The organism is Metabacillus sp. FJAT-52054, assembly GCF_037201815.1.
Taxonomy (GTDB): Bacteria; Bacillota; Bacilli; order Bacillales; family Bacillaceae; genus Metabacillus_B; species Metabacillus_B sediminis.
This window is the reverse complement of sequence record NZ_CP147407.1, coordinates 3,260,649-3,286,592: the sequence shown is the minus strand read 5'-3', so window position 1 is coordinate 3,286,592 and position 25,944 is coordinate 3,260,649. Positions and strand designations below refer to the sequence as shown.

Below are 25,944 nucleotides of genomic sequence, written 5' to 3'. Positions count from 1 at the left end.
GTCAGTCTTTTTTTGGCTGAATATATACTTTCGGATTCTTTTTTTCTGCTGGTTTGCTTTTTCCGTATACCGTTCCAATATTAAGCTGTCCGGGCAATTCTTTTATTCCTAATTGGCCCAGGTTGTTGCTTAAATCCACCTCTTTCATGTCCACGTGCTCAACATGAAGATTTTGAATATAAACAACGGGGATTTGACCGGTTTTTTCCGACGGGTTTTCAGAATTTCCTGCTGCAAGCAAATGATTTTTAATAAAAGAAAGTTCATTCTGCAGCATAGATAAGGTGTGTCCAAGCTCTGCCTGTGTTTTTCGGATCATGATCGAATCAGCACTTGATGACTTAGGCTCTGGGCGGCTGTCGAGCTGAGAAAGGGCCGCTGACAAGTTTTGAATGGATTTCTCAAGCTTAGCAAGCTTTTGCTGGATGGCTTGTGTTTCCGCTTCTTTCTTCTTTTTTCTGAATAACATGGACTGATCCCACACATGTTTGCAAGGTAATGTATTATATGGAATTACTGCCCGTCATTATGACTTTCTGCAAAGTTTATTGAGACGGCATCTTCTTCGTCAGCCTTTTTAAAGGTGAGTTCTAAAATCCCATTGGCATATTGGCTTTGGATTGACTCTTTATCTACAGGATAGGGAAGTGAAATGACCCGTTCAGTTTCTCCGTAGCTTCGTTCGGAAGAAACTCTATATTGAAAGGAATAAGGCGGACGAAGATCTCCTTTGAAGAGAATTTTCGTTTTAGTGGAATCAAGAGTAACCGTAAAATCTTCTTTTCTGAAACCGGGGATCTCTATTAAGACGGCAAGAATGCCATTGTGCGAGTAAAGATCATATTTGGGAAACCCTGCATCTCCCCGGGATGAAGATGTAGATGATCCAGGGTTCCCGGCTTCTTCTCCATCAAAAATAGATTTCCAAAAATCATTTTTCTGGCATTTTTCGGTAAGTTCCATCCATTTCTGAATTTTTTCTTTATCCAAGTGTCACCCTCCTGCTGATCAAATTTGAGTAGTGACTGGAAGTGACGGGTTCGCAATTTGATCCTGGTCACTAACGTCAGGATCGGCATTGGCATTTCCCATTATGGAGCAGTTAGGAGATAAGTCTCCGACTGTAAAACTTGCACCCACGGACTTTGCATTGGCTGTATGGCTGTTTTGGGTAACGTTTCCGAAGTCGATATTTCCGTTTTGGGCTACGCCATTTACTTTTATGTTAAATATGTTGATCTGATAAGGCATAAATGCCATTCCTCCTTATGACTGACTGGCGATAAATTCATCAAGATTGGCAATGTTGGATTGATCATTTTGATCCGGATCGATATATATATTTTCCATAAGGGAGTCAGCAGGTGAAAAATCGCCGAAGGAAGAATTCGATCCTGTCGATTTAGAACTGGCAGTATGACTGTTATGCACAGTTTCGCCTATATTTACGGAACCGTTGCATGAGATGCTGTGAATTTTTAGGTTGAACAGATTAATCGTAGTCGGCACAATGTCACCTTCCTCCATTCGCTTTTACAGTGTATGCCCGCTTAAGCCCAATTGTTCGTTTGAACCGTTTAATGCCAAAAAGCATAGGCTGAATAAAAAAGAGGTGAGGATATGCCGGCATTTGTAGGCCCGATGGAAGTAGAGAGTGTTTCAGGTGTTTTTAAGGTGGGAGATACGTTTACCATTTCTCCTAAAAGTGTGCTGAAGTCAGCTGTTGGTGCAGGAGCTCTTTCCAATGGAGATGGGAACCAGCTTGTAAACCGCAGAAACGTAACGAATGATTATGATGCGGATGTTATCGATCAGACGGATGCGCTAAATGCATAATTGCATTTTTCAAGTATGTTAAGATTCATCAAAAACATTGATTCCTTTGTGAACTTTATGTACGATTTAAGTAGAGGTGATTTAATATGAATGAAACAGCATGCATCGCAAAGCTTGCCTGTGTGTCTCAAAGCAAGGTGAATGAAGTGCTTCATTCAGAAAGAAAATCTCCTGAAAAGAATCAGGATACGCTCAAGGTTCTTCAGGCAGCTGAAACGTTGAAGCCGATCAATATAGAAATAATAAAGTGATCAGCCTTACTGGGAAGGATTCAGAAATGAAAATTAGAAGAGCGCATCTGCCTAATACAGATAAGGTCTTTATCTATGAAAACAAGAAGGAAGAATTTAGTCTCATAGCCATACCTGAGAAATATTGGTCTATAGTAGTGAAATATGAGGAAGCTTTTCAAGAAGTTGATGAGAAGCTCTTAAAATCCCTGATTAAAGTGACGGATGAGGAGGAAGCGAAACTTCTTGCCGGGAAAATCAGGCACTGGATTACTGAAATGTAAAAATAGGCGCTCTTTGGGCGCCTATTTTAATTGGTATAGTTAAGAAAGTCTAACACTTCGTCGATCATGTGCTGGCGTGGGTAGAATTTATACAGGTTGGAAGAGAGCCTTACTGGGTCGCCGAAAAAGAAACGCTCATATTGAGTCTGTCTTCCTCCAAAAGAGCTCATTGTTACATCCCAGGCAAGGCGGAACAGGGCCGTTTTTATTTTTCCGTCGATGGCGGCACCTTGTAAATAATGCTCTGCTTTTTCACCTATTTCTGATTCGAAATCTTCCTCGGAAGCAATCGTCATGAAGCCGCCGGCGCCAATAAGCTGGAGGATCTCAATGTACCGCGGATAGAGCTTGGAATGAAAAATGATAGCAGAGTAAAGGGGCTGAAGATTCGGGCACATCGTCCCCCAGCGGTCAATTGAAGCCGTTTTCTCTGATTTGTAGTGAAGGGCGCTAATTACCTCTGTTCCAATGATTAATTCAGAGATTTTTTCCTGAATATGCTGATATTCGCTCACATTAAGTGTGGAAACTAGAAGCTGGGCGAGGCCAAGCAGAAACTCCAGTTTAACAAGCTGCCGGTTCACCACCTGATGAAGAGCCTGGGAAGCAAAGCAGCTTTCATTAAACATTCGGACAGCGAGGTCGGGACGGTGATAAAAAAATACCCGGTCCCAAGGGACAAGGACATTATCGAAAATGATGACGGTGTCCATTTCCTCAAAACGGGAAGATAAGGGATAATTAAAGGATGATTCTCCTTGTGCAAAGGACTCTCTGCATAAAAACGACAATCCTTTTGTATTGCTCGGGATGGAGAACGAAAAGGCAAATTCCTTTGTCTGAACTCCGCCTCCTGACGGGAAGACCAGAACTTCGTCAGTCATTCCTCCTTCAGTTGCGAGAAGGCGTGCCCCTTTAATAACAAGGCCATCGGAGGTTTTTTTCACTACCTTTGCAGCGACAGGATGATGTTCAGAATCATAATAAGTAGATGAACGGTTTGATTGAGGATTAATAAAGCTATGAGTGAAGGACAAATCTTCTTTTTTTGCTCGTTGATAATGCCGCATAAGATTTTTGGCGAATTCCTCATCTTGATCCTTAAGAATGGGAGAAGATGCTGCTAGAGCCATCGATGCGGTGTTCATATAATCAGGTGTCCTGCCCATCATGCCATGGGTTTTGCGTGCCCATTCCGTCATCATTATGCGCCTTTTCTCTAGATCTTCTCGCGTTTGCGGCCGTAAAAAAGACATCCCTGCCCGATTGTTCGTATCAGGGCATAAAAAGGTCATTCTGTCAGCCTTCTCACTGTCACGCTGTAGATCATAAAGCGAGGCTTTGGTCTGGATGGCCCCCTTATATGCTGGATGCTCTGAAATTGGTCCTTCAATTTTCTTGCCTTTATACCAAATAGCAGGGTGCAGCTGGTTTAACCGATCGATGAATTGTTTTCCTGAAATGACCGGCAATGTTTTCACTCCCGACAGATGTTTGTTCGAACAGAATAACGAATCCTTTTTCACTATATGCTTTATATAATGGAACGTGAGCCCTTTAAATTAGGTGTTTTTCTCAAAAATCTATCATGAAACATTAAAATAGGAATACAAATTGAACTACCCGCCCCTTCATTTTCTTATAGGAATTTGAAGTGGGGATTCCAGAGCTATGGCATTCTCATACCAAGTAAACTGGCTAACCCCGTGTCCTAAAGGATTTATTCTCGATTCTGCAAAGTACCGCGGGCAGACCGGTCGAGTCTAAAGGAATGAAAATAAATTTTAAATGTGTTTAGAGGGGGAGGGAAACGGCAAAACTGAATGGCGTAAAAAGGAGGCGTTTAGATGCAGGATGGAAGCTTTTTTAAAGGAATGATCTGGGCCACAATTCTAAGCGTGCCATTATGGATTGCTCTATACGGGTGGATGAAGCTGATATTGCATTTTATGCAGGCTTAATCCACCCTTTTTTGCGATACAGTCTGAATGGCTTGTCCCCGTTTTTCGTTTAAGCATTTTCCTTAAACAGGGGGAAGAATAGAAGCTTCTGAAGATCTGCTGTAGGCAAAGTGCTGTGAAAGCGTTCATAATTAAAGTACAATATCTCATGAGAGGAGTTTGATATAAATGGAACGCATACAAATCGCAGAAGATTTATCATTTACGCGCATTATTCACGGCCTATGGCGTATGGCAGACTGGAATATGAGTAAGGAAGAACGGCTTAATCTAATCGAGCAATGTCTGGACCTTGGAATTACCACTTTTGACCATGCTGACATATATGGTTCGTATACGTGTGATGTTTTATTTGGAGAAGGTTTGGCACTGAAACCGTCACTCAGAGACAAAATGGAAATTGTGACGAAGGCAGGCATTGCGCTCGTTTCAGAAAATCGTCCTGAAAATCGGTTGAAGCACTATAATACAAGCAAAGATTATATTGTTGCTTCTGCAGAGCAGTCTCTTAAAAACCTTCAAACAGATTACATAGATGTCCTATTAATTCACCGCCCAGATCCATTTATGGATCCAGCAGAAGTGGCCGAGGCCTTCAAGAAGCTGAAGAAAGAAGGAAAGGTTCGCCAATTCGGAGTATCGAACTTCAAGCATTCCCAGTTCCATATGCTTCAGTCTTATCTTGATTTTCCACTCGTAACAAATCAGATTGAGCTGTCTGCTTATCAGCTTGAAAATTTTGAGGATGGAACAATGGACTTGTGCCAGGAAATGAAAATTCCTCCAATGGCATGGTCACCTCTTGCAGGAGGGGAAATTTTTAAAGGAGAAGATGAGAAAGCGAAGCGTCTGCATCCAGTTCTTGAGCAAGTTGGAGAACAAATCGGTGCCCGCGGTATTGATGAAGTTCTTTACGCCTGGCTTCTCGCCCATCCTGCTAAAATCATGCCGATTGTAGGGTCAGGCAAGGTAAACCGCATTCAATCAGCAGTAAACGCACTTGATTTAAAATTGGACAGGCAGCAATGGTTTGACATTCTCCATGCATCCATGGGCCACGAAGTACCTTAAACAGTAAAACCGGTTAATTTAACCGGTTTTTTTGGTGCTCAGGAAATGATAAAACTGGTCTGTGTGGATAAGCTTTATCTGAGTAATTCTTTGGCCTGCTCCAGATCCTAGCCCTATTTTTTAGGTCATGAGTTTATCAGCCTGCAGGATGCGGGTAAGTATTGCGCTGCGGCAGGAAGCCAGGACTTCATCTTTCAAGGCACTTGCGCTTTTGTCCAGAAAAATTGACGAGCCGGATGAAACATAGTAAATTGTATATACAACTATTATCGCGGGGTGTTTTCATGTCAGACACGCAAGAATTATTTGTTAAATGTCTTTATTTTTCAGCAAATCGTCTTTCAAGATTAATGAATCGTTTTGCAGAAGAGGAATTTGCCCCGACAGGACTTTCTCCCTCTTACGCCTTTTTATTAATGACCGTCTATGAGAAGCCGGGACTGACCCAAAAAGAATTAAGCGAGAATCTTCATATAACTCCATCAACCAGCACCCGGTTTATTGATAAATTAGAGCTGAAAAAATTTGTAGTCAGGAAGAATGAAGGAAAGCTTGTCAGAATTTATTTAACAGATCAAGGTGAACAAATTCAGGAAACAATTAGGCAATGCTGGAAAAACCTTTATAAACGGTATGCGGAAATCCTTGGACCAGAAACAGCCAGAGAAATAACAAAAGATATCCACTTTGCAAATGAGACTTTGAATCAAAAATAAAAAATTTTTTAACAGTTGATTGTATGTACAAACAACTGTATACTTTCTTTAGAATCTAGATTATTGGAGGAAAACCCATTGAAAAAAACAACTCTCATTATTGCTGCACATCCTTCTATGGAGCAATCCGTTGTTAATAAAGCATTAGCTGAACGAGTGGAAAAAGAAACAACTGCAACCGTTCATTATTTATACGAAGCTTATCCGGACGGAAAAATTAACGTGGAAAAAGAACAGGCGCTGCTGCTTAGCCATGACCGCATTGTATTCCAGTTTCCTTTTTATTGGTACAGCACTCCAGCTCTGTTAAAAGAATGGCAGGATACTGTTTTGACTTATGGCTGGGCATATGGAAGCGGCGGAGATAAATTGCATGGCAAGGAATTTTTAGCCGCGCTGTCGACTGGCGGCCCAAAAGAAGCATATAACCGCGAAGGGTACAATTACTTTGAAATGGAAGAGCTTCTTAAGCCTCTTCATGCAATGGCTAACCTCACTGGGATGAAATATATGGCCCCATTTATGGTACAGGGTGTTAGAATGCTGACAGAAGATCAATTAAAGGATGCTGCTGAAGAGTATGTATCCTATGCAGTAAAATCCTTATAATTCAATTAAACAAGGGCTGCCTGATGGCGCCCTTGTTTTAATTTTGTTCAATGACTTTTCTTCTGCTTTGATGTTTTTTTCGAAAGTATCCAATTCCTGTAACAAGAATGACAGCTGCTAATTCAAATGTATAAGTAATCCATTCTTCCTTAAAATAAGGTTTAAGAAATGGTTCCTTTACAATCATTTTAGCTGCGGTCCATGCTAGGATCGCTGCTCCGATCACAATGATAACAGGATATCGGTCGATGAATTTCAGGATGATTGTGCTTCCCCATACAACAATAGGAATGGAAATAAGAAGCCCGAGTGTGACAAGCAAAATGCTGCCGTGTGCTGCTCCGGCAACTGCAAGCACATTATCGAGTCCCATTACAGCATCCGCAATAATGATGGTGCGGATTGCGGACATCATACTTGTTCCGCTTTTCACATCATGTTCTTTGTTATCAGTAAGAAGACGGTAAGCAATCCATAATAGAATAAGCCCTCCTGCTAAAAGCAATCCTGGTATTTTCAGCAGATATACAAATGCAAAAGTGGCTATTGCCCTTATGATTATTGCTCCTAAAGTTCCCCATAATATTACTTTTTTACGTTGTCCAGCAGGCAAATTCCTTGCAGCCAGACCAATCAAAATTGCATTATCTCCTGCGAGTACAAGGTCAATGACTACAATGGATAGCAGTGAACCTAAAAAGTCAGCAGTGAAAATCTCCATGTAACCACCTCACCCTTATTTTTAGCCTATCCGGATTTAATATGCTGTCCGTATTTTGCTAATTGCGGCTTACCATCTAAGGGAAGCGACAAGATGGCCATGAGTTTTTAAAAGTAAAATGTTAATTCCGTCCGGTGTATAAGTAACATCAAATGGTGAAACTAACCCGGACTGGCGGATCAGCCTCATTACTTCCTTTTTATTCGATGATTCTGCGCTCCTTCTTATCCGATATGCATATTGGGGGGAAGAAGATATCGTTATAAGCACTTTTTGCATATCGCTAAAAAGTGAAGCAGCTTCTCTTGCGCTTAAGCGAAATATTTCAATGTAACTTGAACTGAATGGCGGGTCGGGCAAGTACAATCACCTCCTATCCAATATCTTTAAACTATATGTCCGGAATACATGAGATTTGTCCTTTTTGTATAAAAAAGGAAGGGTTTCGGAAAACGAAAGCGAATTCCTCTAATAAGACAAATTTTGGGAGGGGTAGGTTTTGCTCGAGCCGAAAATCTTTGAATTGGAGAATAAGCTGGTGTTTATCTTTGTATTCCATCACGAAGGACATGCGGTCGAAGCAGAATTTCTTTGCTCAAACAACAATATTGTAGATTTGATTGTAAGATACAAAGGTCCTGCTGAATTAGCCGCAGTTCGTTCGAGAGCCGAAATACTTGCGGAGAAGGTAATTGAGGACCATTTATCCAGAAAAAGTGAAGATAATGAGTATTCAGACTCAAAATAACTGGATTTATAGGATAATAAACTTAACTGAAAATTACTTAAATATAAACACAATGGACTATTGAAAGGTTTGCGGTATCACGCACTGAGAATTTCGCCTTATTTTCGGTTACAAACGGTCTACACTCCTATACAATTAAGTTAACAAAGGGCTAGTGGCTTCCCATACGCCGGCCTGATCTAAAAGAAGGAGTGTGGAAGCGATGACACAACACAAGATTGAAGAACTGACACAGATTCTTCACCAGCTGGAAAAGGAAATTCGTGAAACCAAACAATCCTTGCAATCCATTAACAAAAGCATTGATAAGTATGACAAATACGCATATGTAAAGGTTTCTTAAGGCTCTTACATAAAGAGCTTTTTTCTTTGCATACAGATCATATAATAAGATGAAACAGAAAGCAGCCCCCTTAGTGGAGGCTGTTTTTTTTATTGAAATTATGTGAAACTCTTTATATTAATGTAAATATTTTATAATTATCTATTAAAAAAAATGCATATATAGTAATATTACTTTTAAAGGGGTGATTGCAATTAGTGACCAATTACACTTGAACTTAGACGCAGTAATAAAGGCATCTGCGCAATCGGTAACCTCCAAAGTGAAAAATACCGCAGCCCGGGATCGAATTTTGTCGTTTATCGGTACGAAGGATCATGCTTTTTTTGGAAAGTTGACCTATATCCATGGGATGTTATTTGCGGTAGAGCAAAAGCGGACTGAACAGTTCATTGAGGATTTGCATAAACTTGCGGCCGCAGTTGAACTTTATGCGCTGTCATTTGATATTTTTGATGATTTGGAAGACGATGATAATTATAAAGAACTATGGATGCAAATTCCCACTGGAGAAGCGCTTAATCTCGCTACTATGATTTACACAATCAGTATCCAGATGATTGCCGAAACGGACCGCAGCGGGTTGCTAATTCCTATAGTAAATAACTATTCAATCAACGCAATGACTGGGCAGCATGAGGATCTGACCGGATCTGCAGATTCAGAAGATGCATGTCTTAAGATGATGGAACGTAAATCTGGGTCATTACTTGCAATGGCCTCCATGATTGGAACCATGTATTCATATGGAAGTGAAATCCCTGTAGTCCATGAGTATGCGATCCAGATTGGAATTGCGGCTCAGACTGAGAATGATTTTCGTGACTTATTTCAACTACATAAAAGTGATCTGTCTGCTCAGAAAAATACACTCGCACTTTTATATATAAAAAGACAGTTTAATGAAGCTTCAAAGGGATTACTTAAATTTATTGAGAGCGGTAAAACTTTTGAAGAAGAATATGGCGACATGAAGACGTATAAAGAGGCACTGCTTAAATCAGGAGTTATACACTATTTAAATGTGATGAAGCAGATAGCCATTCAAAAAGCGACTACAGTTATGAACAACCTGCCATTAACAACTGATCGAATTGAGATATTAAAATCTCATTTGATAAAATAAGCCATTTAGGAGATGAAAAAGGATGCAAGAAATCGTAAACTATTTAGTAGAGAATCCGGAAGTTCTTGAAAAAGTTGTTAATGGAGAGGCTAGCATTTTGGGATTAGATAAACTTGATGATTTAAAAGGACTGCTAGAAGGTTTAATAGGTGCGGGCAGAACAGTAAATATGATTTGGTATTAATTAATGCTATAAACTAACAAGGGATGTTTTTATGTTTTTTAACAACAAGAAGACATACTATATAACTCTATTTATTAGTTGTATATTGATAATATATTTTTCTTTTATTAATATTAATTACCCTTACATTGGAGGAGTTGCAATCCCAGATGATAAGGGTGAATTTTATATTACAGAATTAGAACCTAAAACATGGTCACAGAAAAACTTAAAGGTTGGGGATCTTGTTCTTAAAATTGACGGAAAGGACCCCCAGTTTCATTCCCAAACCGCGAAGTATGGGTTACTTGAACAGTTTCATACTATTAAAATAAAAAGAGAATCCAAGGTAATTGATATCAAGGTTGACGAATCAATTCTTTATTTTCAAAATTTATTTTTAATAGTTATACCTTTTACATTGTTTCTTTTGTGTGTGTTCTGTAGTTATTTTATTTATAAATCCAATAAAAAAATGAATCTCCAATCAGCATCTATTCTGATATGGTTTCTTTTCGCGATATCAATGGCGTACTTAAGCACCGGTGGTTCTTCCAGGGGAGATTTATTTGGCCGTTTCGCTAATGTTACGTTGTTTTTATCAGTACCTGTTACTTATCTTCAGTTTATTTACTATTATTTTAAAGAGATTGGCGTTGAATTATTTAAAAAGAAATTTGTATACTTAGCGTATGGTATTCTCCTAGTTAATATTTCAACAGATATTTTTAGGAATGTAACGAATACCTATGTATATGCTACTTATTCCGAGGTCAAAGCTTTAAATTTATTATCTTTTCTTAGTTTATTTATTTTAATATTTACTCTTAAAATTATAGGCTTAAGGAGAGTAAAACTATCAGAACAAAAATATTTTGTTAAAGTGCTTATTATTACCAATGTGCTAGCATTTTCCCCATTTTTATTGCTATATGTATTACCATTTATTATATTTAACAAACATATATTTCCACCAGGAGTTCTAGCTTCATTCTTGCTTCTAATACCATTTTCTCTTGTATATCAATTCTTGGCGACCAAAATTTATGACATTGAATTTCTACTGGGACGTTTTAGATATTATGGACTTCTTGCTATTTTACCTACTTTAGTGACTGTATATATAGCACTTAGCCTAGATAATAGTGCAAGTATATTCTATCCAATACAATTATCTATTTTTATTTATTTAATTATGCTAGTTGTATTCTATCTTAAAGAGATATTTGACTTCAGGTTTAAATTAAAAAGGTTTTCTGAAAAATATAATTACCAAGATAGCATTTTTAAATACACAAGCGAGATAAGAAAAGCCAATAATCTAAATCAAGTTATTACAGAACTTAAAAGGACCATCACAGATGTTTTGTTAGTCAATAAATCTTATTTTCTTGAAGTTAGTAAAGATGAAAAAATCCTGTCTAAAAATCTAGAAGCTGACTTAGAAGAAATTAATCTTTATAAAAAAGAATTTTCAAGTGTATTGTATGAGATTGGGAAAATAAAAGAAGTGGATAGGGGATTTTTGATTAATATAGGGGAGACAGACAATAGAAATTATATTCTGCTTTGTCTTTCCTCCATAAACACGCCAAGGCTTACAAGAGATGAGATTTCCTGGCTTAAAGCTCTATCATTTTATACAAATGTTTCTTTAGAGAACTACCTTAAAATTGAGGAGCTAATGAATCATTTAGAGACGGTTCAAAGGGAGGGAACAAATCCTTCCTGGCTGACAAAGCTTTTCTTCTCCATCGAAGAAAAACAGCGGTCTAACCTGGCAAAGGATTTGCATGATTCGGTTCTGCAGGATTTGATATCTTTAAAGAGGCAGTGCGAGGTTGCACTTGTTGAGCTCGAAGCTGCTCCAGCCGATTTAAAGGATCAGCTTGAGGATATGAATGAGAATATGACCAAGATTATTAAAACAACAAGAGAAACGTGTCAGGAGCTTCGTCCGCAGCTGCTGTATGATTTAGGCCTAGTAAAAGCATTGAATAAACTTGTCACGCAATATAAAGAAATTGCAGATTTTGAGATCCGGATGAACGCCGGGAAGTTCCAGCCTAATACCGACTTGGATGTACAATTAAATCTTTACAGAATTATTCAGGAACTTTTGAATAATGCTAATAAACATTCACATGCAAGTAATGTCCTGATTATGCTTGTTTGCATTAAAGATAAAATCGTTCTTCATTATGAAGATGATGGAATTGGATTTAATCAAAGTGAGATTAGTTATAGTTCTGAAAACATGGGTCTTTCCGGTATCACCGAACGTGTAAAGGCGTTAAAAGGGACGCTGACGATTGAGACTTCCAAAGGGCAAGGATTTAAAGCAGTAATTGAAATATAACTTTTTCAATTAAGGACTTGGCGAATGCCAAGTCTTTTTTATACAATAGGACTAGTTTCATGGAGAGGTAGGAGGGCTATGATACATATTTTAGTAGTAGATGATCACCCGGCAGTCCGGGAGGGTACGAAAGCCATCTTGGAAAAAGATCCTGAGGTAACGGTCGATTTTATGAATCCTCCCTTTACGCTCGAGGCAGTTGAGCAGATGGATTTCTCAAGCTTTGATGTGATATTAATGGATTTGAATTTAGGCGATGTTAATGGAATGGAACTATCCAGAGGGATTGTTGAGCAGAAATCGGATTGCAAGATCATACTTTATACAGGGTATGAAGTGGAAGATTATTTTGAAGAAGCGATTCGCATGGGGATCCATGGGGCAATTAATAAAGCTGAGTCCAAAGAGAAGATTTTAGCATATATTCGTCACGCGATTAAGGGTGAAATTATTCTTCCTTATAGCTACCTGCAAAGCTTGCTATCTCAGCAGAAAATCAAGAATTCCGAGCAGGTTCTTGAGACGGACTGCCTGAATGAGCGGGAGAAGGCGATTTTGCAGGAGGTTGAGAAGGGGCATACTAATCAGGAAATTGCTGATAACCTCCATTTAAGCAAGCGCTCCATTGAATATAGCCTGACTTCTATTTTTAATAAACTTAATGTAGGCTCAAGAACCGAGGCTGTTTTGATTGCAAAGTCTGAATCAATTATTGATTAAGGGCAATTACCGTTTGCTTCTCACATATAGTTAGAAGAAATTCTCTAATAGGATGTGAGTGCATGCAATACGGGGGATATATGCCTGTTTCAGGCGGCCAGGCGAGGGACAGAAAAGAGTATTTGATGGAAGTGACCGGACAAGGCAGTGCGGAAGCAAGTCCGGATACAGCCATTATTCAGCTTGGAATCGTAACAGAATCCAAGGATGTAAAAACAGCACAGGATGAGAATAAGGCCCGGTTGGAAAAAGCCGTTAATGCTTTATACAGGCAGGGAATCGATAAAGGAGATATCCAGACGATTTCATATAATATCTCCCCTAAGTACTCCTTTCAGGACGGGAAACAAACGCTTGAAGGGTACGAGGTCGTGAATTTGCTATCTGTTAAAACAGAGAGGCTTGATCAGATCGGGGCGATTGTTGATACCGCTGTCAATAATGGAGTAAACCGGGTTGACCGGGTTCAGTTTAAGCTTGAAAATACAAAGCCATATGTGGAAGCCGCTTTAAGGGAAGCCGTTAAGCAGGGCTTTGAAAAGGCGTCAGTACTAGCCCAAAGCTACCAGGTATCGCTTCAATCTACACCGGTAAAAGTAGTAGAAGTGTCAAAGGGGTTCGTTCCCTTTGAAAGAGAAGGCGCTGCATTCATGGCTTCTTCAGCCCCTACTCCCGTTTTTCCAGGGTCATTAACGGTTACTGCGGAGGTGCGGGTTCACTATCGATACGGGTAGAAAGACCTGTGAATAACAGAACTTTACAAAAAATAAACAAATTCTCAATATTTCCATGATATTTATCCCTTATGATGATAGTCATGTATCATGAACGAATCATATTAGGGGGATGGAATGAATATTTTGGCGGTTATTCCCGCATTGTTCTTATTTGCAGTTTATTTTTGTTTTGTGGCCAGCCTTTTGAAAAAATAACCAGACATTTCAGCTTAAAAAGCTTTATGATAATAGATAGGATGAGAACATGGGGGAGGGGTAAGAATGGATATTACAAATACAATGATTGAGACCTTAGGGATTGAAGTGAAGGAGGTTTCCGATCAAGGTGTTATAGCGGTTATGCCTGTTGATGAGAGGACAAGACAGCCGTTCGGCATTTTACATGGAGGTGCATCTGTTGCTTTAGCTGAAACAGCAGCAAGCATAGGAGCATTCCATTTCATTGATCAGGATACGGAGATTTGTGTAGGGCTTGAGATTAATGCCAATCACATCCGTTCTAAAAAAGACGGTTTTGTCACTGCACATGCGGTTCCATTTCACAAAGGCAAATCGACGATGGTGTGGGATATTAAAATAACAGACGAAGAAGGACAGCTAATCTGCATTTCAAGATGTACTATGGCCGTTATCAAAAAGAAATAAACGAAAGGAGCAGAATTGATTCTGCTCCTTTTTATTTGCGTGGACCGTTTTGTTTAATATTACTGCAAGTGAGATAAGAAAACTTTAGGGGAATTTGAAAATCATGAGAAGGGATGAAAAAATTGGACTCAAATTCATCCAAATTCAATACAAACAAAAAAGAAGCGGAATTTACTCTGCTCCTTTTTCTATTTTATTTACATATTTCAATGCTTCCCGTCTGCTTAAGGGTTTTAGTTCTTCGGCAGAGGTAAAAGCGATTACCCAGTCAGGATCGGTCTTAGAATATTCCCTCAGAGCCCAGCCGATTGCTTTTTGAATGAAAAACTCATTAGAATCAGACATGCTGCAAATATATTCTGCAAGCTTTTTTTTATTCGTTTTTTCCTTATACTTGAGCTGATATAGAAGGGCAGTGCGTTTCACCCACATCGATTCATGTTTAATCCAGCGATCCGGTTGAGATGCTAAACAAGGATTCTGTTCAATCAGGTATCCGGCAATATGCGAAGCAAGAAGATCGACTGTATCCCACCATGGCTTCGTAACGATTAATTCCATTACAAAATCCAAATCGCTGTTCTTCAGAAGTTTCTTCTTTTTGATAAGCAAATCGATTCCTGCATATACACATTCCCTATAGGGAGATAAAAACAGCCTATGAACAATAACTTTTAATTCGCTGTTCGTTTCAGGCCACCCGTTTTCCGCTGCATATTGTGTGAGGAGTCTTTTTCGTTCAGGAGCCTTGATACCGAGAAAGGTAAATTGATTTTTCATATAGGCTTCCATAGCTTCTTTGTTTCCTGACACCGCATGGCGCTTCATTCGTTCAATAAGGTCTTCAGCGTAATCAGGTTTCATGCTGTTTAATCTCCGCTGCCCTTTTCTTCTGAAGATCGTTTTGCACACTATTCTCCCATAAAGGAATTTTCGTGTTGAAGGCGGCCCTCATGATCAAATGTCCTGCAACAGGTGATGTAATAAATACAAACACAATTCCTAGCAATACTCTTGAGTTGAAATGCCCTTGTATCAGGAGAAAGTATAGAAAAACTCCGAGCAGCAGAAACATAACACCTAAGGTTGCCCCTTTGGACGCTGCGTGGTTCCGGGTGTAAACGTCAGGGAGCCTCAGGACGCCAATGGAGGCAATTAAACAAAGCAAGGCACCAAGAAGGATAAGGGCGGCAATGATCCATTCACTGATTGCGGTCATTTTCGATTATTTCTCCTTTCTCAAGAAATTTGGAGAAAGCCACTGTGCCGATAAATGCAAGAATTCCAAGTAATAGGATTACATCCAAAAAGGCATTGGTCTTCAGGAGGACGGAAGTAACCCCTGTCAGTCCAATCAGGTTAATGCCGATTGCATCAAGGGCGACGACCCGGTCGGGAACGGTCGGACCTTTTACAAGGCGGTAAAAATAGAAGAGGGTGGAGAGGGCCAGAATGAGTAAAGACAGCTTCATGACTGTTTCGAACATATTACCGGCTCACCTCCTTGATTGCTTTCTCAAATGAATCGCGTATATCTTTCCTGGCTTCTTCTTCACTGCTTATATCCATAGCATGAATATAAAGAGTTTTGTTGTCGTCTGAAATTTCTACTACCAGTGTTCCGGGTGTTAAAGTAATCAAATTAGAAAGAACAGTAATTTCCCATGCTTTTGTAAGCTCGGTTTCATATGAGAAGATCCCGGGAGTAAGTTTCAGCTTCGGTGTGATGATGATTTTTAAGACTGAAAGATTGGCCATGATCAGCTCTTTCATAAAAATGGTAAGCAGGGTAAAAACAGCGATCACATTCATAAGATAAAACCGGGTTGAGAAAAAACGCCTCATCCCAAAGATAATCAGCAATCCGAAGAGTAATCCAACGGTAAAGGTTACAAGTGTGTATGTATTTTGAAGAAACATCCATAAAAATGCAATAAAGAAATTAAGCAATAACTGAAAAGCCATTTACATCACTGCTCCTTTAAAACGGCTTCTATATATATTGACGGGTCCAATAAAGTCTCAGACGCCTGTGTAATAAAAGGGGCGATGAATTCTGTTCCCAGTCCGAATGCTGCAGACAGCGCCACCAGGATGACTGCAGGATACACCATTCCTTTTACGGAAGGATTCCCATTTATAGGTTTTTCCTCGCCCCAAAAGCCGTTAATAAATATTTTCATAACCGAATAGAGGACGAGCAGACTGGATAAAAGAACGACTAGCGATATCGCATATTCACCCGCCTCAAATCCGCCTTGAATAACCTTAAGCTTACCGATAAATCCGCTTAGCGGAGGTATGCCTGCAAGGGCAATGGCTGACAGGAAGAACATCCATCCGGCGAGCGGATAATGCTGAATCAGTCCCCCCATTTTCTTTAAATTAGAGGTTCCGGTAATACTGATCATAATTCCTGCCAGGAAGAAAAGAGCCCCCTTGATGATCATATCGTGGAGCAAATAGTAAATCGAGCCCTCGATTCCTGCCGGGTTAGCCACAGCTACCCCGAACAGAATAACACCTACTGCCGTAATAATATTGTAGATCACAATCTTTTTAACATCCCAATAAGCTATGGCTCCAATAACGCCAAACAGAATAGTTAAGGCAGCAAGCCACGCCAGAATTCCATGAGTGAAGGCTTTATCATGAATAAAAATCAGCGTGTACACTCTCGTAATGGCGTACACTCCAACCTTCGTCAGCAGGGCGCCGAATAGGGCTGATACCGCTGCTGGCGGTGCCTGATAGGAACCTGGCATCCAGAAGTACAGAGGGAAAATGGCCCCCTTCATTCCAAACACAATGAGAAATAGAATGGCAATTACGGTCAGCAGCCCCGATTGTCCGTTTTCGCTTATTTTGACACTCAAGTCCGCCATATTAAGTGTGCCTGTAACGGCATAAAGAAATGCGACTGTAATGACGAATAGAGCGGAGGAAAAGATATTTACCGCAATGTATTTAATGGATTCCCTCAGCTGCCTTTTTGTTCCGCCCAATACCATTAGAACATAGGAAGCCATTAACAGGACTTCGAAGAATACGAACAAATTGAATATATCTCCTGTTAAAAAAGCACCGGTAACACCCGTCAGCAAAAATTGGACGGCAGGATAGTAAAAAAAGTACTCCCGCGCTTTTCCCACTGTACGGAAAGAATACAAAACCCCTGTCAATCCTATAATACTAGTGGTCAGGACAAGCAGACTGGCATACATGTCCGCAACAAAGGTTATTCCGTAAGGCGGGGCCCATCCTCCAATTTCCACAATCTGAATTCCGTTTTTGTGAACAGTCCAAACGAGAATGGAGGATGCAGTGAGAGCGGCTATAGAAAAAATGACGCTCAGAATTCTTTGTACAATTGGCTTTTTATTAAAGAAAATTAATAATATGCCGCCTATTAAAGGGAAAATCAGCGGCATCATGACCAGGTTGTTACTCATGTGAATCAGTTCCTCTCATGTGATCCATGTTATCCGTTCCAAGCTCCTGATAAGACCGGTACGCAAGAACGAGCATAAAGGCCGTCACTCCGAAACTGATTACTATGGCGGTCAGGATCAGTGCCTGCGGCAGCGGATCAACGTACGATTTTGCCTTTTCCCCAAGAAGCGGCGCAGCCCCGCCTTTAAGTCCGCCCATCGTTAAAATCAGCAGATGAGCACCATGACTTAGCAGTCCTGTCCCGATAATGATTCTAAGCAAACTCTTTGAGAGCATTAAATAAGTGGCGGCCATAAATAATATTCCGCATACAATCGACATCATCACTTCCATTATTCAGTCTCTCCAATCGTTTGAATGATGGTCATGGTAACGCCCACAACAACCAAATATACTCCAAGGTCAAAAGCCGTTGCAGAGGCGACCTCGACCTCTCCCAAAACAGGAAGGTGAACCGGCCCGTGCGCATGTGTCAAAAACGGGACCCCATACAAGAAGGAGGCTAGTCCTGTACCAAGCGCAACAAGCAGGCCAGTTGCCGCGACTTTTAGAAAATTAACCGGAATGACGGTAGCAACCGTTTTGACATCATACGCTAAAAGCAGAAGGACAATTGCAGATGACGTCATAAGTCCTCCGACAAAACCTCCTCCTGGTGTATAGTGGCCAGCGAAAAAAATGTATATGGAATAGATAAAGATGATAAAAAAAACAATATTCACAACGGTTTGCAAAATTAAATCGTTCGTTTTCAAGTTGGTTCGCTTCATGACTCTTCCCCCTTCGACAACCGCAGCTTGACCATCGCAAAAATACCAAGAGCAGCTATTCCCAGGACAGTTATTTCAAATAAAGTATCAAAGCCCCTGAAGTCTACCAGAATGACGTTGACCATATTTTTGCCGCCTGCCTCTTTGTAGCTGTTTTCTATAAAGTAGGAAGAGATGGTTTCTGAAACTCTTTGACTGTTTGCAGACAGGGCAATTAGTGTGACAACTGTTCCAACTCCAAGGGAAACCAGGAAATTCGCAAGTTTAAACGGGAGTTTCTCCCGTTTTTGCAGTTCCGGCAAATAATAAAAGCATAGCAGGAATAATGAGACTGAAATTGTTTCGATAACGAGCTGTGTTAATGCAAGGTCAGGTGCCCTGAAAAATACGAAGAACAGTGCCACCCCGTATCCGACTGATCCAAGGGCAATGATGGATGTCAGTCTGGATTTTGCAAATAAAATTGTTACGGCACCCAATATCATGACAGCAGCGAGAACAATTTCGTATATGCCGATGGGAGCATTTCCGGCTGTTTCAAACGTAAAGGCGGATTTAGAAAAAAGTGCCCATCCTGTCATCAGTACAACAAATGTAAAAATGTAGCCAAGATAGTCGCGAAGGAAACCCGTCATATAGAGCTCCTGTACTTTCAAGGATCCTTTATCCAATCCTCTTAAGGATACATCGTAAGCCTTATTGAGCGTAAGTTTTTCCGGAAACAGTTTGTATACCAACTTCCACTTTGCCAAACCCAAATACAGCAGGATACCAAGGCCAATAACGCCAAGAGTCATGTACAGCTCAGGGCCCCATCCATGCCAGTGTGAGATATGAACATGAAACTGTTCCCCGTCCTCCAGTAAGTATGGAAGGATGGAGGCTGTTGCCGGTTCAATAATGCTGAAAGACAGCACATTTGGAAAGATCCCGAATAAAACGACAAGTGACGCGAGAATAATCGGCGATATAAGCATTCCAAGAGGTGCTTCATGTGGTACCTTATCTAATTTTTCCGGCTGATATTTTCCAGTAAACGTCTTGAACACAATAATCATACTGTAGATGAATGTGAAAACACTTGCAATCCAGGCTAAAACCGGGAACAGAATACCCCATGTTTCCACATTGAATAAATTAAATTCTAAGAGTTTCAGCATGCTCGTGAAAAACATTTCTTTGCTCAGGAAGCCATTGAAAGGCGGCAGACCCGCCATAGAAAAGGCACCGATCACTGTTATGGTAAAGGTAATCGGCATAAAGCTCATTAAGCCGCCTAATTTTCTTATATCTCTAGTTCCCGTTTCATGATCCACAATTCCGGCTGCCATAAACAAACTTCCTTTAAACGTAGCATGGTTGATCAAATGAAAGATCGCCGCCACCACTGCAGCTGAAAACATTTTATTATCCAACGACTCAAAATGAAGCGAAGCCGAGCCGGCACCCAATAGGGACATGATCAAACCGAGCTGGCTAACCGTTGAAAAGGCAAGAATGGCTTTCAAATCAGTCTGTTTAATGGCATGGAATGAACCCCAGGCAAGGGTAATGATTCCGATTCCTGTTACAAGCCAAAACCACTCTGGAGCAAGTCCAAAAACAGGGGTGAACCTGGCAGTCAAATAAATGCCGGCTTTGACCATAGTTGCTGAATGAAGGTAGGCACTAACAGGTGTTGGCGCCTCCATAGCATCGGGAAGCCATATGTAAAACGGAAACTGGGCCGATTTTGTAAAAGCTCCAAGGAGAAACAGCAGCATGGCCGGGAGAAAATAAGGATGCTCCATAATTATAGGCGCCTGTGTGACCATTTCCCGGATGCTGAATGTATTCGTCACCAGATAAAGCAGGATGATGCCGCCAAGCATGCAAAGCCCGCCAAATACTGTAATCATCATGGATTTTAACGCGCCGTACCTTGATTTTTCACGAGTATGCCAATACCCGATAAGCAAGAAGGAGGAAAGGCTCGTTAATTCCCAGAATGTATACAAAACAATCATATTATCTGATAATACGATCCCAAGCATGGCCCCCATAAACAGAAGCAAATAGACATAGAACGTATGGAGCTGTTCCTTTGCTCTCGGCAGATAATAGATGGAATATAGGATAACGAGTGCACCAATCCCTGTTATTAATAGGGCAAATAACAGGCCGAGTCCGTCCACATAGGCAGTAAATTGAATGCCCAGTGATGGGATCCAATTAACGGTAGAGTATGTATTCGAGCCGCTGCTGACCGGATTTATGTATCGGAAGAAATAAATAAAAAGAAATACCGGAAGAAGAAGGACGAACCACCCGGTATGTACGCTTTTGAACCATTTATAAAGGAATGGAACGAATAGAGCCATTATAAAAGGAAGAAGAATGGCTAAATGCAGCAATGACATGGTTTACCCCCAATCTAAGTAATATAAAAATAGCGAACGGATTTGGAAATGGAAGGAAGTTTCCTCTTTTTTCTAGTATGAACCTGAGAGAAAAATTTATCATTTATTTTCAGGTTCATATGAACTCATAATAATCATAACAAATAATAAATTTTTTGTATAACGCTAAGATTTAGAGAGATGATGAACAGCAAGGAGTGATCTTCATGCTGAAGGTAAAAGCAATAGCCGGTTTATTAATTTTAACCGTTTTGAGTACGCTCATCTGGTTTGCACAGCTTCAGGCGAATGAACATCATGGCAAACAGTTTGTTTTATATCCGAATAGGCGAGTCGGCGAACTTGAAATGAATGGACCGCGTAATATTTGGCATGTTCCAGAACCGAAACGAGTGGAGTCGTTTAGCCCCAGAGAATATGTAAAAGTCATACCTCGTTCGTAAAAAAGAGTCTTTACAAATATTTCCCGCCTAAGCATAATGGAAAAGAATGCTTATGGAAGGGACGACTTTATGAGAAATACTTATTTCACCAGCTATTTTCCTTTAATCTCACTATTGCTCTTTAGTACTTCCTTATCCATTTCCACTGTCATGTACGTATCAGACGTGCTAAAAAAAATCGGCATATATAACAGTATGCTTGATTTCTTTTCGGAGAGTGAAATGAAAATTGCGTTATTTGCGTTATTTGCTCTTCTTTATTTTATGATTTTCTCTGCGCTGAAACTGATTGCCAATACAGTTACCGAACTTTCCTTTCTTTTTTTCTCACAAGATGCGGAAGGAGTTACACTGAATAAAATAAGAGCGGGATCAGCCTTCTATCTTGCTGGAGGGGCTATTTCTCTCTTCCTCGTTCAATTCAGCTGGTTAATCGGAGGGATTTTTCTTTTATCGACCCTTTGTTATTTTGTATTTATCATCTATCAGGCAAGCTCAATGGTAACATCGTGGTCTCTTATAGGAATGGTTTTATTTAATATCCTGTTCTGGTTTGTATTTACCCTTGGTTTGTTTTATTTATTCCTCCGCCTTTATAATGGTCTTATTAATAGTTTGCCGATGTAAAAAAGGCTGTCAATCCTTAGTGGATACGACAGCCTTTTATTATTTTAGCTTTGTTAAACTTGGCTAAGGACTATTCTAAAAAACGTTTCCGAATGGAGGGGTCAGGAAGCATGCAGCTGTCCTTTTTGCCAAACCACTTGTACCTGTTTCGTGCAATGAAGGAATATCCCGCATCTCTTATGGGTCTTGGAATGATGAGCAGAATGCGCAGCATGTTCATGGGAAATGGGAGAAGGCCGGCTGTTTTAAGGGCCGCTTCCGATTTTACATACACGTTGTCATCAAAGGCGAGGACAAAAGAATCGAAATTTTCGCAATCAAGCTGATTTTTTTTCAGCAGCTCCAATCCGGTTTCGGACTGAAGCGAAGCAAACCTGAATACTGCATCTTTATCCCGCTTAATGACAAACTTTACAATACCCTCGCATAAATTGCAGACTCCGTCAAAAAGAATGATAGGGTGGTTCATTTTATCTTTCTTCTGCAACTTGGTCACCGCCCATGATCATTTTCCAATACGCAAGGAGACTTCCGTCTTTATATATAGATTCAATCGAACCATTATTGTCTTTCCCAAACCAGACGGCAGCGGTGTAGGAATCGGTGAGTCCGGAGAACCATAAATCATTGTAGTCATTCGATGTTCCGGTTTTTCCGCCTATATAATTTGTTTCAAAGGCTGCTTTTTTACCGGTTCCCTTTTTTACGACGGATTCAAGCAAGTCCCGCATGACTGTGTTCGTTTCATTGCTCCACACCTGCATAGGGGTATCCTTCCATTCAAAGAGGACCGTTCCATCTATAGAAAGGATTCTTTTAATGGCTCTTGCCTGTTGATACTGTCCGCCGTTGCCAAAGGCTGTATAGGCATTTGCAAGCTCAAGAGGCGAGAATCCTATTTTAACTCCTCCCAGAGCAGCTGCATAATTATCAGGAGGAATACTGCCGCTGAATGAAAAAGGCTTAAGATACGCAGCTGCCTTCCCGATGCCGACGTCTTTCAGCATCCTTACGGCAGGGGTGTTATAGGATTGGCTAAAGGCCTTTTCAAGAGTCACCATGCCATACTCTTTTTTACTATAGTTTTCAGGACAAAACGTTTCAATGCATAAACGGTTGGCATTAATGAGGCTGGACTTGGACGCCTTTGTCTTTTCAATATAGGGAACATAATCCAAAAGCGGTTTAATAGCGGATCCAGGCTGTCTCTTCGCCTGGAAGGCTCTATTAAATTCATGCTTCTTATAGCGGTTTCCGCCGCTCATCGCCACAATTTGATGCTTCTTATGATTGATGATGACCGCCGAGGATTGATGGCTTTCATCCGAATATTTTTCATTTGCCGTATAGAGTCTTTCCTGGAGAAAAGGATCTAAATACGTTTCGATTACGATGCCGGATCTGATTAACTCAGCAGCAGCGCTTTTAATCTGTTCAGGGTTTTTAAGTTTGTCCTTGCTGGCCACAGCTTTTTTTAGTTCTTCCATTACATAGTCCGTATAATCAGGATAGCGTTCTTCCTTCTTTTTAATGGCTAATTCAATCGGCTGGCTTTTCTCGGCTTTCAGCTGATTCTGATTCAGCATTCCAATGTCAGCCAAAAGCTGCAAAAGCCTTTCCTGCCTTTTTTTAGTCCTGTCAGGATGCTTTAGAGGATTATAGAAGGAAGGGTTATTCGGAATCGCAGCTAAGTAGGCCATTTCAGCGGTCGTTAAAGCCTTCAGCGATTTACTGAAGTAATAATCTGCCGCCGCTCCGACCCCATATACACTGTTCTGAAAGTAGATTGTATTTAAATAGCTTTCCAGGATTTTTTCTTTTGACCATTTCCGCTCCAGCTGGATGGAGATCAGCAGTTCACTGAGCTTACGGTTATAGGTTCGCTCATGATTTAAATATAAGTTTCTGGCAAGCTGCTGCGTAATTGTGCTGCCGCCCTGGTCAAGAGACTTATTTTTAGCATTGAATAGCATGGCTCTTGCCGTCCCTTCAAAATCAAGGCCGGTATGCTCATAAAAGCGTTTATCCTCTGATTGCAGAAAAAGCTCCTTCATTTGTGGGGGGATATCAGCGTACCGGATGAAAATCCGATTCTGTCCCTCGGTGGTCAGCTCGGAGATAACCGCACCTTCAGAGTCCTTTATATAACTGTTCATAAAAGCAGAAGGTTCTTTGAGAGGAAGCCGTTCATCAAGGGCCTCAGGGAGGGACCTCAGACTTTCAACAGCCTGTCCGGAGCTGAGCAGGAGGGATAAAAGTATAGGGATAAGCAGCAGGATGAAACTCCAGCCAAACCATTTTCTCAACGCTGTCACATTCTTTCGTCTAGGCTCCATTATCTTTAATAGGCAGTAAAACCTTTAGAGGGACCGAATTTGGAACCCTCCACTCTGATGTAATCCTAGCATTGATTTCCAAATCTGAGAAGGATTTTTTCGCGCACAGAGACAAGGGAAACGTGCAGAAAAAATGTGTGCTTTTCCGATTAAAATTTTTCTAAAAATACAGTTAAATTAAGGAGGGCGGTGATATAATGGTAATAAAATGCAGGGAAGAAAGGAGGAAGAGCATGGACGGGTCAAAACCTCTGCTGTTTATTGATTTTGAATTCAGCATGCCTGACGGTAATTCAGGCTATAAAGGCTTTTATGCTGAAATTATTGAAGCTGGTCTCGTCTTTTCAAAAAACGGAAAAGTTGAGCAGGAATTTTCATCCTTTGTCACGCCTGTTAAAGGGAAACGTCTTACAGAGCGCTGCAAATCATTTCTGGGGATTACTCAGGCCCAGGTGGATCAGGGAATTTCTTTTTCTAAATTAATTGAAGCTCTCAATCGGCTGGACTCTCCTAAAAAAGTGGTAACCTGGGGAAACATGGACATGAAGGTTTTAAGAATGAATTGTGAAAAAAACCGGTGCGCTTTTCCGTTTGAAAATGATGAATTTATCGATTTGTCTATGGAATATAAGAAATTTTTCGGGGACAGAAATCAGACAGGTTTATGGAAAGCCGTTGAGGAATATGGGAAGAAAGGAACGGGGCAGCATCACAGGGCCCTGGATGATGCATTAACAACGATGAAAATTTATAAGCTGATTGAAAAAGATAAGAAATATCTAGAAAAGCCAAATCCCACTACGATTGGTGACCGTGTAGATTTCTCCAAACTTCTAAGCAAGTTTGCAACATAAAGCCAAATCACTAATCATTGTGATTTGGCTTTATGTTTAGTTAGAGTTTATAATCATTTTCAAGCTGATCAAGACAGGCCAATGACTTTTTAGCCCATAAAGATTCATCATTGTTTAGTAAAATTCTCATTTGATCAATTGACTTGAGAAGCGACATGCTGTAATCCGGCAAATCCCCTTCCAGAGGTTTGACCATGTTTTTCGGCACATTGGTTTGTTCGTTGTAGCTCAGTGCCCGCCTTTCATGAAAGAGGGGAACCTCTGCCTCCTTAGGAATGTGCAAATCCCCCTGCTGCGGATGCTTTAAAACGGCCTTCACCTGTACAAGAATATGCATAGGCCGGATCGCTGTTACAACCCCTGCGTACTTCCCTGTTTTGTAAATCCCCGTTACATAATCGCCTGGCTGAAATTCCATACAACTCATTCCCCATTCCGCTCATTTTTGTACCATTTTACCACACATAAAGGCAGTCCAAAAAAAGGACTTGGTATAATTCGGCAGAAAGCTGTATAGTGAAGACAAGACTGCACAAGAAAGGTGGATCCGCTTACATGGGTTTTGTCCTATCCTTGTTCCTTTATTTCCCTGAAGATAAAGCCGAGTATATCCCCGCTGCCTTCCATATGGCTATTTTCCTGCTATTAGCCGTTCTGGCTTTCCGTTTTATCATTAAGCTGTCAAAAAAGGAAGAGCGTGAAGTAAACGAGAAGTATAAACATATAAAGGAAAAAGATTTATAGTGTGCGCACGGGCAGTTGTCCTGCGTTTTTTTTATGAAATTTTTATGAA

The 25,944-nt window shown here is 40.5% G+C and carries 35 protein-coding genes; 18 read left to right on the top strand and 17 right to left on the bottom strand.

The window, feature by feature from the left end:
* Position 1: 1 nt before the first annotated feature.
* The 4 genes from WCV65_RS17165 to WCV65_RS17150 are packed head-to-tail and all read right to left on the bottom strand — an operon-like array spanning position 2 to position 1,512.
* Positions 2-469: a hypothetical protein gene (locus WCV65_RS17165; RefSeq protein ID WP_035411047.1), complete on the bottom strand. Its 468-nt coding sequence runs from the start codon at positions 467-469 to the stop codon at positions 2-4.
* Between the two features lie 44 nt (positions 470-513).
* On the bottom strand, positions 514-990 hold the full coding sequence (locus WCV65_RS17160) for an Hsp20/alpha crystallin family protein (RefSeq protein WP_035411044.1): 477 nt from the start codon (positions 988-990) through the stop codon (positions 514-516).
* 18 nt (positions 991-1,008) lie between these two features.
* Positions 1,009-1,251: a spore germination protein gene (locus tag WCV65_RS17155; protein WP_035411041.1), complete on the bottom strand. Its 243-nt coding sequence runs from the start codon at positions 1,249-1,251 to the stop codon at positions 1,009-1,011.
* 15 nt (positions 1,252-1,266) lie between these two features.
* Positions 1,267-1,512, bottom strand: coding sequence for a spore germination protein (locus tag WCV65_RS17150; RefSeq protein ID WP_231889973.1), 246 nt, complete (start codon positions 1,510-1,512; stop codon positions 1,267-1,269).
* Between the two features lie 108 nt (positions 1,513-1,620).
* Between WCV65_RS17150 and WCV65_RS17145 the strand changes: the two genes are divergently transcribed.
* The 3 genes from WCV65_RS17145 (at position 1,621) to WCV65_RS17135 (ending at position 2,350) form a co-directional block, all read left to right on the top strand.
* Entirely contained in the window at positions 1,621-1,836 is a 216-nt protein-coding gene (locus tag WCV65_RS17145) for a spore germination protein (protein ID WP_338778150.1), read from the top strand.
* A gap of 86 nt (positions 1,837-1,922) precedes the next feature.
* On the top strand, positions 1,923-2,087 hold the full coding sequence (locus WCV65_RS17140) for a hypothetical protein (RefSeq protein ID WP_338778147.1): 165 nt from the start codon (positions 1,923-1,925) through the stop codon (positions 2,085-2,087).
* A 26-nt stretch (positions 2,088-2,113) separates the two neighbouring features.
* Positions 2,114-2,350, top strand: coding sequence for a YueH family protein (locus tag WCV65_RS17135; RefSeq protein ID WP_338778144.1), 237 nt, complete (start codon positions 2,114-2,116; stop codon positions 2,348-2,350).
* Between the two features lie 26 nt (positions 2,351-2,376).
* Here the strand turns inward: WCV65_RS17135 and hpaB are convergent, their stop codons facing one another.
* A complete protein-coding gene (gene hpaB, locus WCV65_RS17130; protein WP_338778142.1) occupies positions 2,377-3,822 on the bottom strand; it encodes a 4-hydroxyphenylacetate 3-monooxygenase, oxygenase component in 1,446 nt (481 codons plus the stop codon).
* Positions 3,823-4,479: 657 nt separating this feature from the next.
* On the opposite strand from hpaB, the gene WCV65_RS17125 reads away from it, so the two are divergent.
* From WCV65_RS17125 to WCV65_RS17115, 3 genes are all read left to right on the top strand, one after another.
* Positions 4,480-5,382, top strand: coding sequence for an aldo/keto reductase family oxidoreductase (locus tag WCV65_RS17125; protein WP_338778140.1), 903 nt, complete (start codon positions 4,480-4,482; stop codon positions 5,380-5,382).
* Between the two features lie 284 nt (positions 5,383-5,666).
* Positions 5,667-6,098 carry a MarR family transcriptional regulator gene (locus WCV65_RS17120; protein ID WP_035411023.1) on the top strand — a complete coding sequence of 144 codons (432 nt, stop codon included), beginning with the start codon at positions 5,667-5,669 and terminating at the stop codon, positions 6,096-6,098.
* Positions 6,099-6,176: 78 nt separating this feature from the next.
* Positions 6,177-6,707: an NAD(P)H-dependent oxidoreductase gene (locus WCV65_RS17115; RefSeq protein WP_338778135.1), complete on the top strand. Its 531-nt coding sequence runs from the start codon at positions 6,177-6,179 to the stop codon at positions 6,705-6,707.
* A 37-nt stretch (positions 6,708-6,744) separates the two neighbouring features.
* On the opposite strand, the gene WCV65_RS17110 is transcribed toward WCV65_RS17115, so the two are convergent.
* The gene (locus WCV65_RS17110; RefSeq protein WP_338778133.1) at positions 6,745-7,428 is read right to left on the bottom strand and encodes a TerC family protein; all 684 of its coding nucleotides are present in this window, start codon (positions 7,426-7,428) and stop codon (positions 6,745-6,747) included.
* Positions 7,429-7,927: 499 nt separating this feature from the next.
* Between WCV65_RS17110 and WCV65_RS17105 the strand changes: the two genes are divergently transcribed.
* The 8 genes from WCV65_RS17105 to WCV65_RS17070 all read left to right on the top strand — a co-directional run bounded on the left by WCV65_RS17105 (position 7,928) and on the right by WCV65_RS17070 (position 14,269).
* Entirely contained in the window at positions 7,928-8,176 is a 249-nt protein-coding gene (locus WCV65_RS17105; protein WP_338778131.1) for a hypothetical protein, read from the top strand.
* A gap of 202 nt (positions 8,177-8,378) precedes the next feature.
* On the top strand, positions 8,379-8,519 hold the full coding sequence (degQ, locus tag WCV65_RS17100; RefSeq protein ID WP_035411014.1) for a degradation enzyme regulation protein DegQ: 141 nt from the start codon (positions 8,379-8,381) through the stop codon (positions 8,517-8,519).
* A 211-nt stretch (positions 8,520-8,730) separates the two neighbouring features.
* The gene (locus WCV65_RS17095) at positions 8,731-9,645 is read left to right on the top strand and encodes a class 1 isoprenoid biosynthesis enzyme (RefSeq protein ID WP_338778127.1); all 915 of its coding nucleotides are present in this window, start codon (positions 8,731-8,733) and stop codon (positions 9,643-9,645) included.
* A gap of 22 nt (positions 9,646-9,667) precedes the next feature.
* Positions 9,668-9,829 (top strand): competence pheromone ComX, encoded by a 162-nt coding sequence (gene comX, locus WCV65_RS17090; RefSeq protein ID WP_338778125.1) that lies wholly within the window; start codon positions 9,668-9,670, stop codon positions 9,827-9,829.
* Positions 9,830-9,860: 31 nt separating this feature from the next.
* Positions 9,861-12,167, top strand: a complete 2,307-nt coding sequence (locus tag WCV65_RS17085; RefSeq protein WP_338778123.1) for a sensor histidine kinase — start codon at positions 9,861-9,863, stop codon at positions 12,165-12,167.
* A gap of 78 nt (positions 12,168-12,245) precedes the next feature.
* Positions 12,246-12,887 carry a response regulator transcription factor gene (locus WCV65_RS17080; protein ID WP_338778121.1) on the top strand — a complete coding sequence of 214 codons (642 nt, stop codon included), beginning with the start codon at positions 12,246-12,248 and terminating at the stop codon, positions 12,885-12,887.
* A gap of 62 nt (positions 12,888-12,949) precedes the next feature.
* The gene (locus WCV65_RS17075; protein WP_035411005.1) at positions 12,950-13,621 is read left to right on the top strand and encodes an SIMPL domain-containing protein; all 672 of its coding nucleotides are present in this window, start codon (positions 12,950-12,952) and stop codon (positions 13,619-13,621) included.
* A gap of 264 nt (positions 13,622-13,885) precedes the next feature.
* Positions 13,886-14,269, top strand: a complete 384-nt coding sequence (locus WCV65_RS17070; protein ID WP_338778119.1) for a hotdog fold thioesterase — start codon at positions 13,886-13,888, stop codon at positions 14,267-14,269.
* Positions 14,270-14,440: 171 nt separating this feature from the next.
* On the opposite strand, the gene WCV65_RS17065 is transcribed toward WCV65_RS17070, so the two are convergent.
* From WCV65_RS17065 to WCV65_RS17030, 8 genes are read right to left on the bottom strand one after another with little or no spacing between them, the layout of a single operon-like run.
* Entirely contained in the window at positions 14,441-15,133 is a 693-nt protein-coding gene (locus tag WCV65_RS17065) for a DNA alkylation repair protein (RefSeq protein ID WP_338778117.1), read from the bottom strand.
* Positions 15,123-15,488 carry a monovalent cation/H(+) antiporter subunit G gene (gene mnhG, locus WCV65_RS17060; protein ID WP_035410991.1) on the bottom strand — a complete coding sequence of 122 codons (366 nt, stop codon included), beginning with the start codon at positions 15,486-15,488 and terminating at the stop codon, positions 15,123-15,125. The genes WCV65_RS17065 and mnhG overlap by 11 nt, the downstream gene beginning before the upstream one ends.
* Positions 15,472-15,756, bottom strand: a complete 285-nt coding sequence (locus WCV65_RS17055) for a Na(+)/H(+) antiporter subunit F1 (RefSeq protein ID WP_035410988.1) — start codon at positions 15,754-15,756, stop codon at positions 15,472-15,474. The genes mnhG and WCV65_RS17055 overlap by 17 nt, the downstream gene beginning before the upstream one ends.
* A 1-nt stretch (position 15,757) precedes the next feature.
* Positions 15,758-16,234, bottom strand: a complete 477-nt coding sequence (locus WCV65_RS17050) for a Na+/H+ antiporter subunit E (RefSeq protein WP_035410985.1) — start codon at positions 16,232-16,234, stop codon at positions 15,758-15,760.
* A gap of 5 nt (positions 16,235-16,239) precedes the next feature.
* Positions 16,240-17,721, bottom strand: a complete 1,482-nt coding sequence (locus WCV65_RS17045; protein WP_035410982.1) for a Na+/H+ antiporter subunit D — start codon at positions 17,719-17,721, stop codon at positions 16,240-16,242.
* Positions 17,714-18,055 carry a Na(+)/H(+) antiporter subunit C gene (locus tag WCV65_RS17040; protein WP_035410979.1) on the bottom strand — a complete coding sequence of 114 codons (342 nt, stop codon included), beginning with the start codon at positions 18,053-18,055 and terminating at the stop codon, positions 17,714-17,716. The genes WCV65_RS17045 and WCV65_RS17040 overlap by 8 nt, the downstream gene beginning before the upstream one ends.
* Positions 18,055-18,492 (bottom strand): Na(+)/H(+) antiporter subunit B, encoded by a 438-nt coding sequence (locus WCV65_RS17035; RefSeq protein WP_082883893.1) that lies wholly within the window; start codon positions 18,490-18,492, stop codon positions 18,055-18,057. The genes WCV65_RS17040 and WCV65_RS17035 overlap by 1 nt, the downstream gene beginning before the upstream one ends.
* Positions 18,489-20,891, bottom strand: a complete 2,403-nt coding sequence (locus tag WCV65_RS17030) for a Na+/H+ antiporter subunit A (RefSeq protein ID WP_035410975.1) — start codon at positions 20,889-20,891, stop codon at positions 18,489-18,491. The genes WCV65_RS17035 and WCV65_RS17030 overlap by 4 nt, the downstream gene beginning before the upstream one ends.
* 206 nt (positions 20,892-21,097) lie before the next feature.
* On the opposite strand from WCV65_RS17030, the gene WCV65_RS17025 reads away from it, so the two are divergent.
* Positions 21,098-21,334 (top strand): hypothetical protein, encoded by a 237-nt coding sequence (locus WCV65_RS17025; RefSeq protein WP_338778105.1) that lies wholly within the window; start codon positions 21,098-21,100, stop codon positions 21,332-21,334.
* Between the two features lie 69 nt (positions 21,335-21,403).
* Positions 21,404-21,961 (top strand): DUF5366 family protein, encoded by a 558-nt coding sequence (locus WCV65_RS17020; protein ID WP_035410969.1) that lies wholly within the window; start codon positions 21,404-21,406, stop codon positions 21,959-21,961.
* A 70-nt stretch (positions 21,962-22,031) separates the two neighbouring features.
* Here WCV65_RS17020 and WCV65_RS17015 read toward each other — a convergent pair whose 3' ends face one another.
* Both WCV65_RS17015 and WCV65_RS17010 read right to left on the bottom strand, forming a co-directional pair.
* A complete protein-coding gene (locus WCV65_RS17015) occupies positions 22,032-22,430 on the bottom strand; it encodes a thiol-disulfide oxidoreductase DCC family protein (RefSeq protein WP_338782341.1) in 399 nt (132 codons plus the stop codon).
* Between the two features lies 1 nt (position 22,431).
* On the bottom strand, positions 22,432-24,297 hold the full coding sequence (locus WCV65_RS17010) for a transglycosylase domain-containing protein (protein ID WP_338778102.1): 1,866 nt from the start codon (positions 24,295-24,297) through the stop codon (positions 22,432-22,434).
* Between the two features lie 233 nt (positions 24,298-24,530).
* Between WCV65_RS17010 and kapD the strand changes: the two genes are divergently transcribed.
* The gene (gene kapD / locus WCV65_RS17005; RefSeq protein ID WP_035410967.1) at positions 24,531-25,151 is read left to right on the top strand and encodes a 3'-5' exonuclease KapD; all 621 of its coding nucleotides are present in this window, start codon (positions 24,531-24,533) and stop codon (positions 25,149-25,151) included.
* A gap of 40 nt (positions 25,152-25,191) precedes the next feature.
* On the opposite strand, the gene WCV65_RS17000 is transcribed toward kapD, so the two are convergent.
* Positions 25,192-25,569 (bottom strand): kinase-associated lipoprotein B, encoded by a 378-nt coding sequence (locus WCV65_RS17000; RefSeq protein ID WP_338778099.1) that lies wholly within the window; start codon positions 25,567-25,569, stop codon positions 25,192-25,194.
* 137 nt (positions 25,570-25,706) lie between these two features.
* Here WCV65_RS17000 and WCV65_RS16995 point away from each other — a divergent pair, with 137 nt between their 5' ends.
* Positions 25,707-25,895 carry a hypothetical protein gene (locus WCV65_RS16995; protein WP_338778096.1) on the top strand — a complete coding sequence of 63 codons (189 nt, stop codon included), beginning with the start codon at positions 25,707-25,709 and terminating at the stop codon, positions 25,893-25,895.
* Positions 25,896-25,944: the final 49 nt, after the last annotated feature.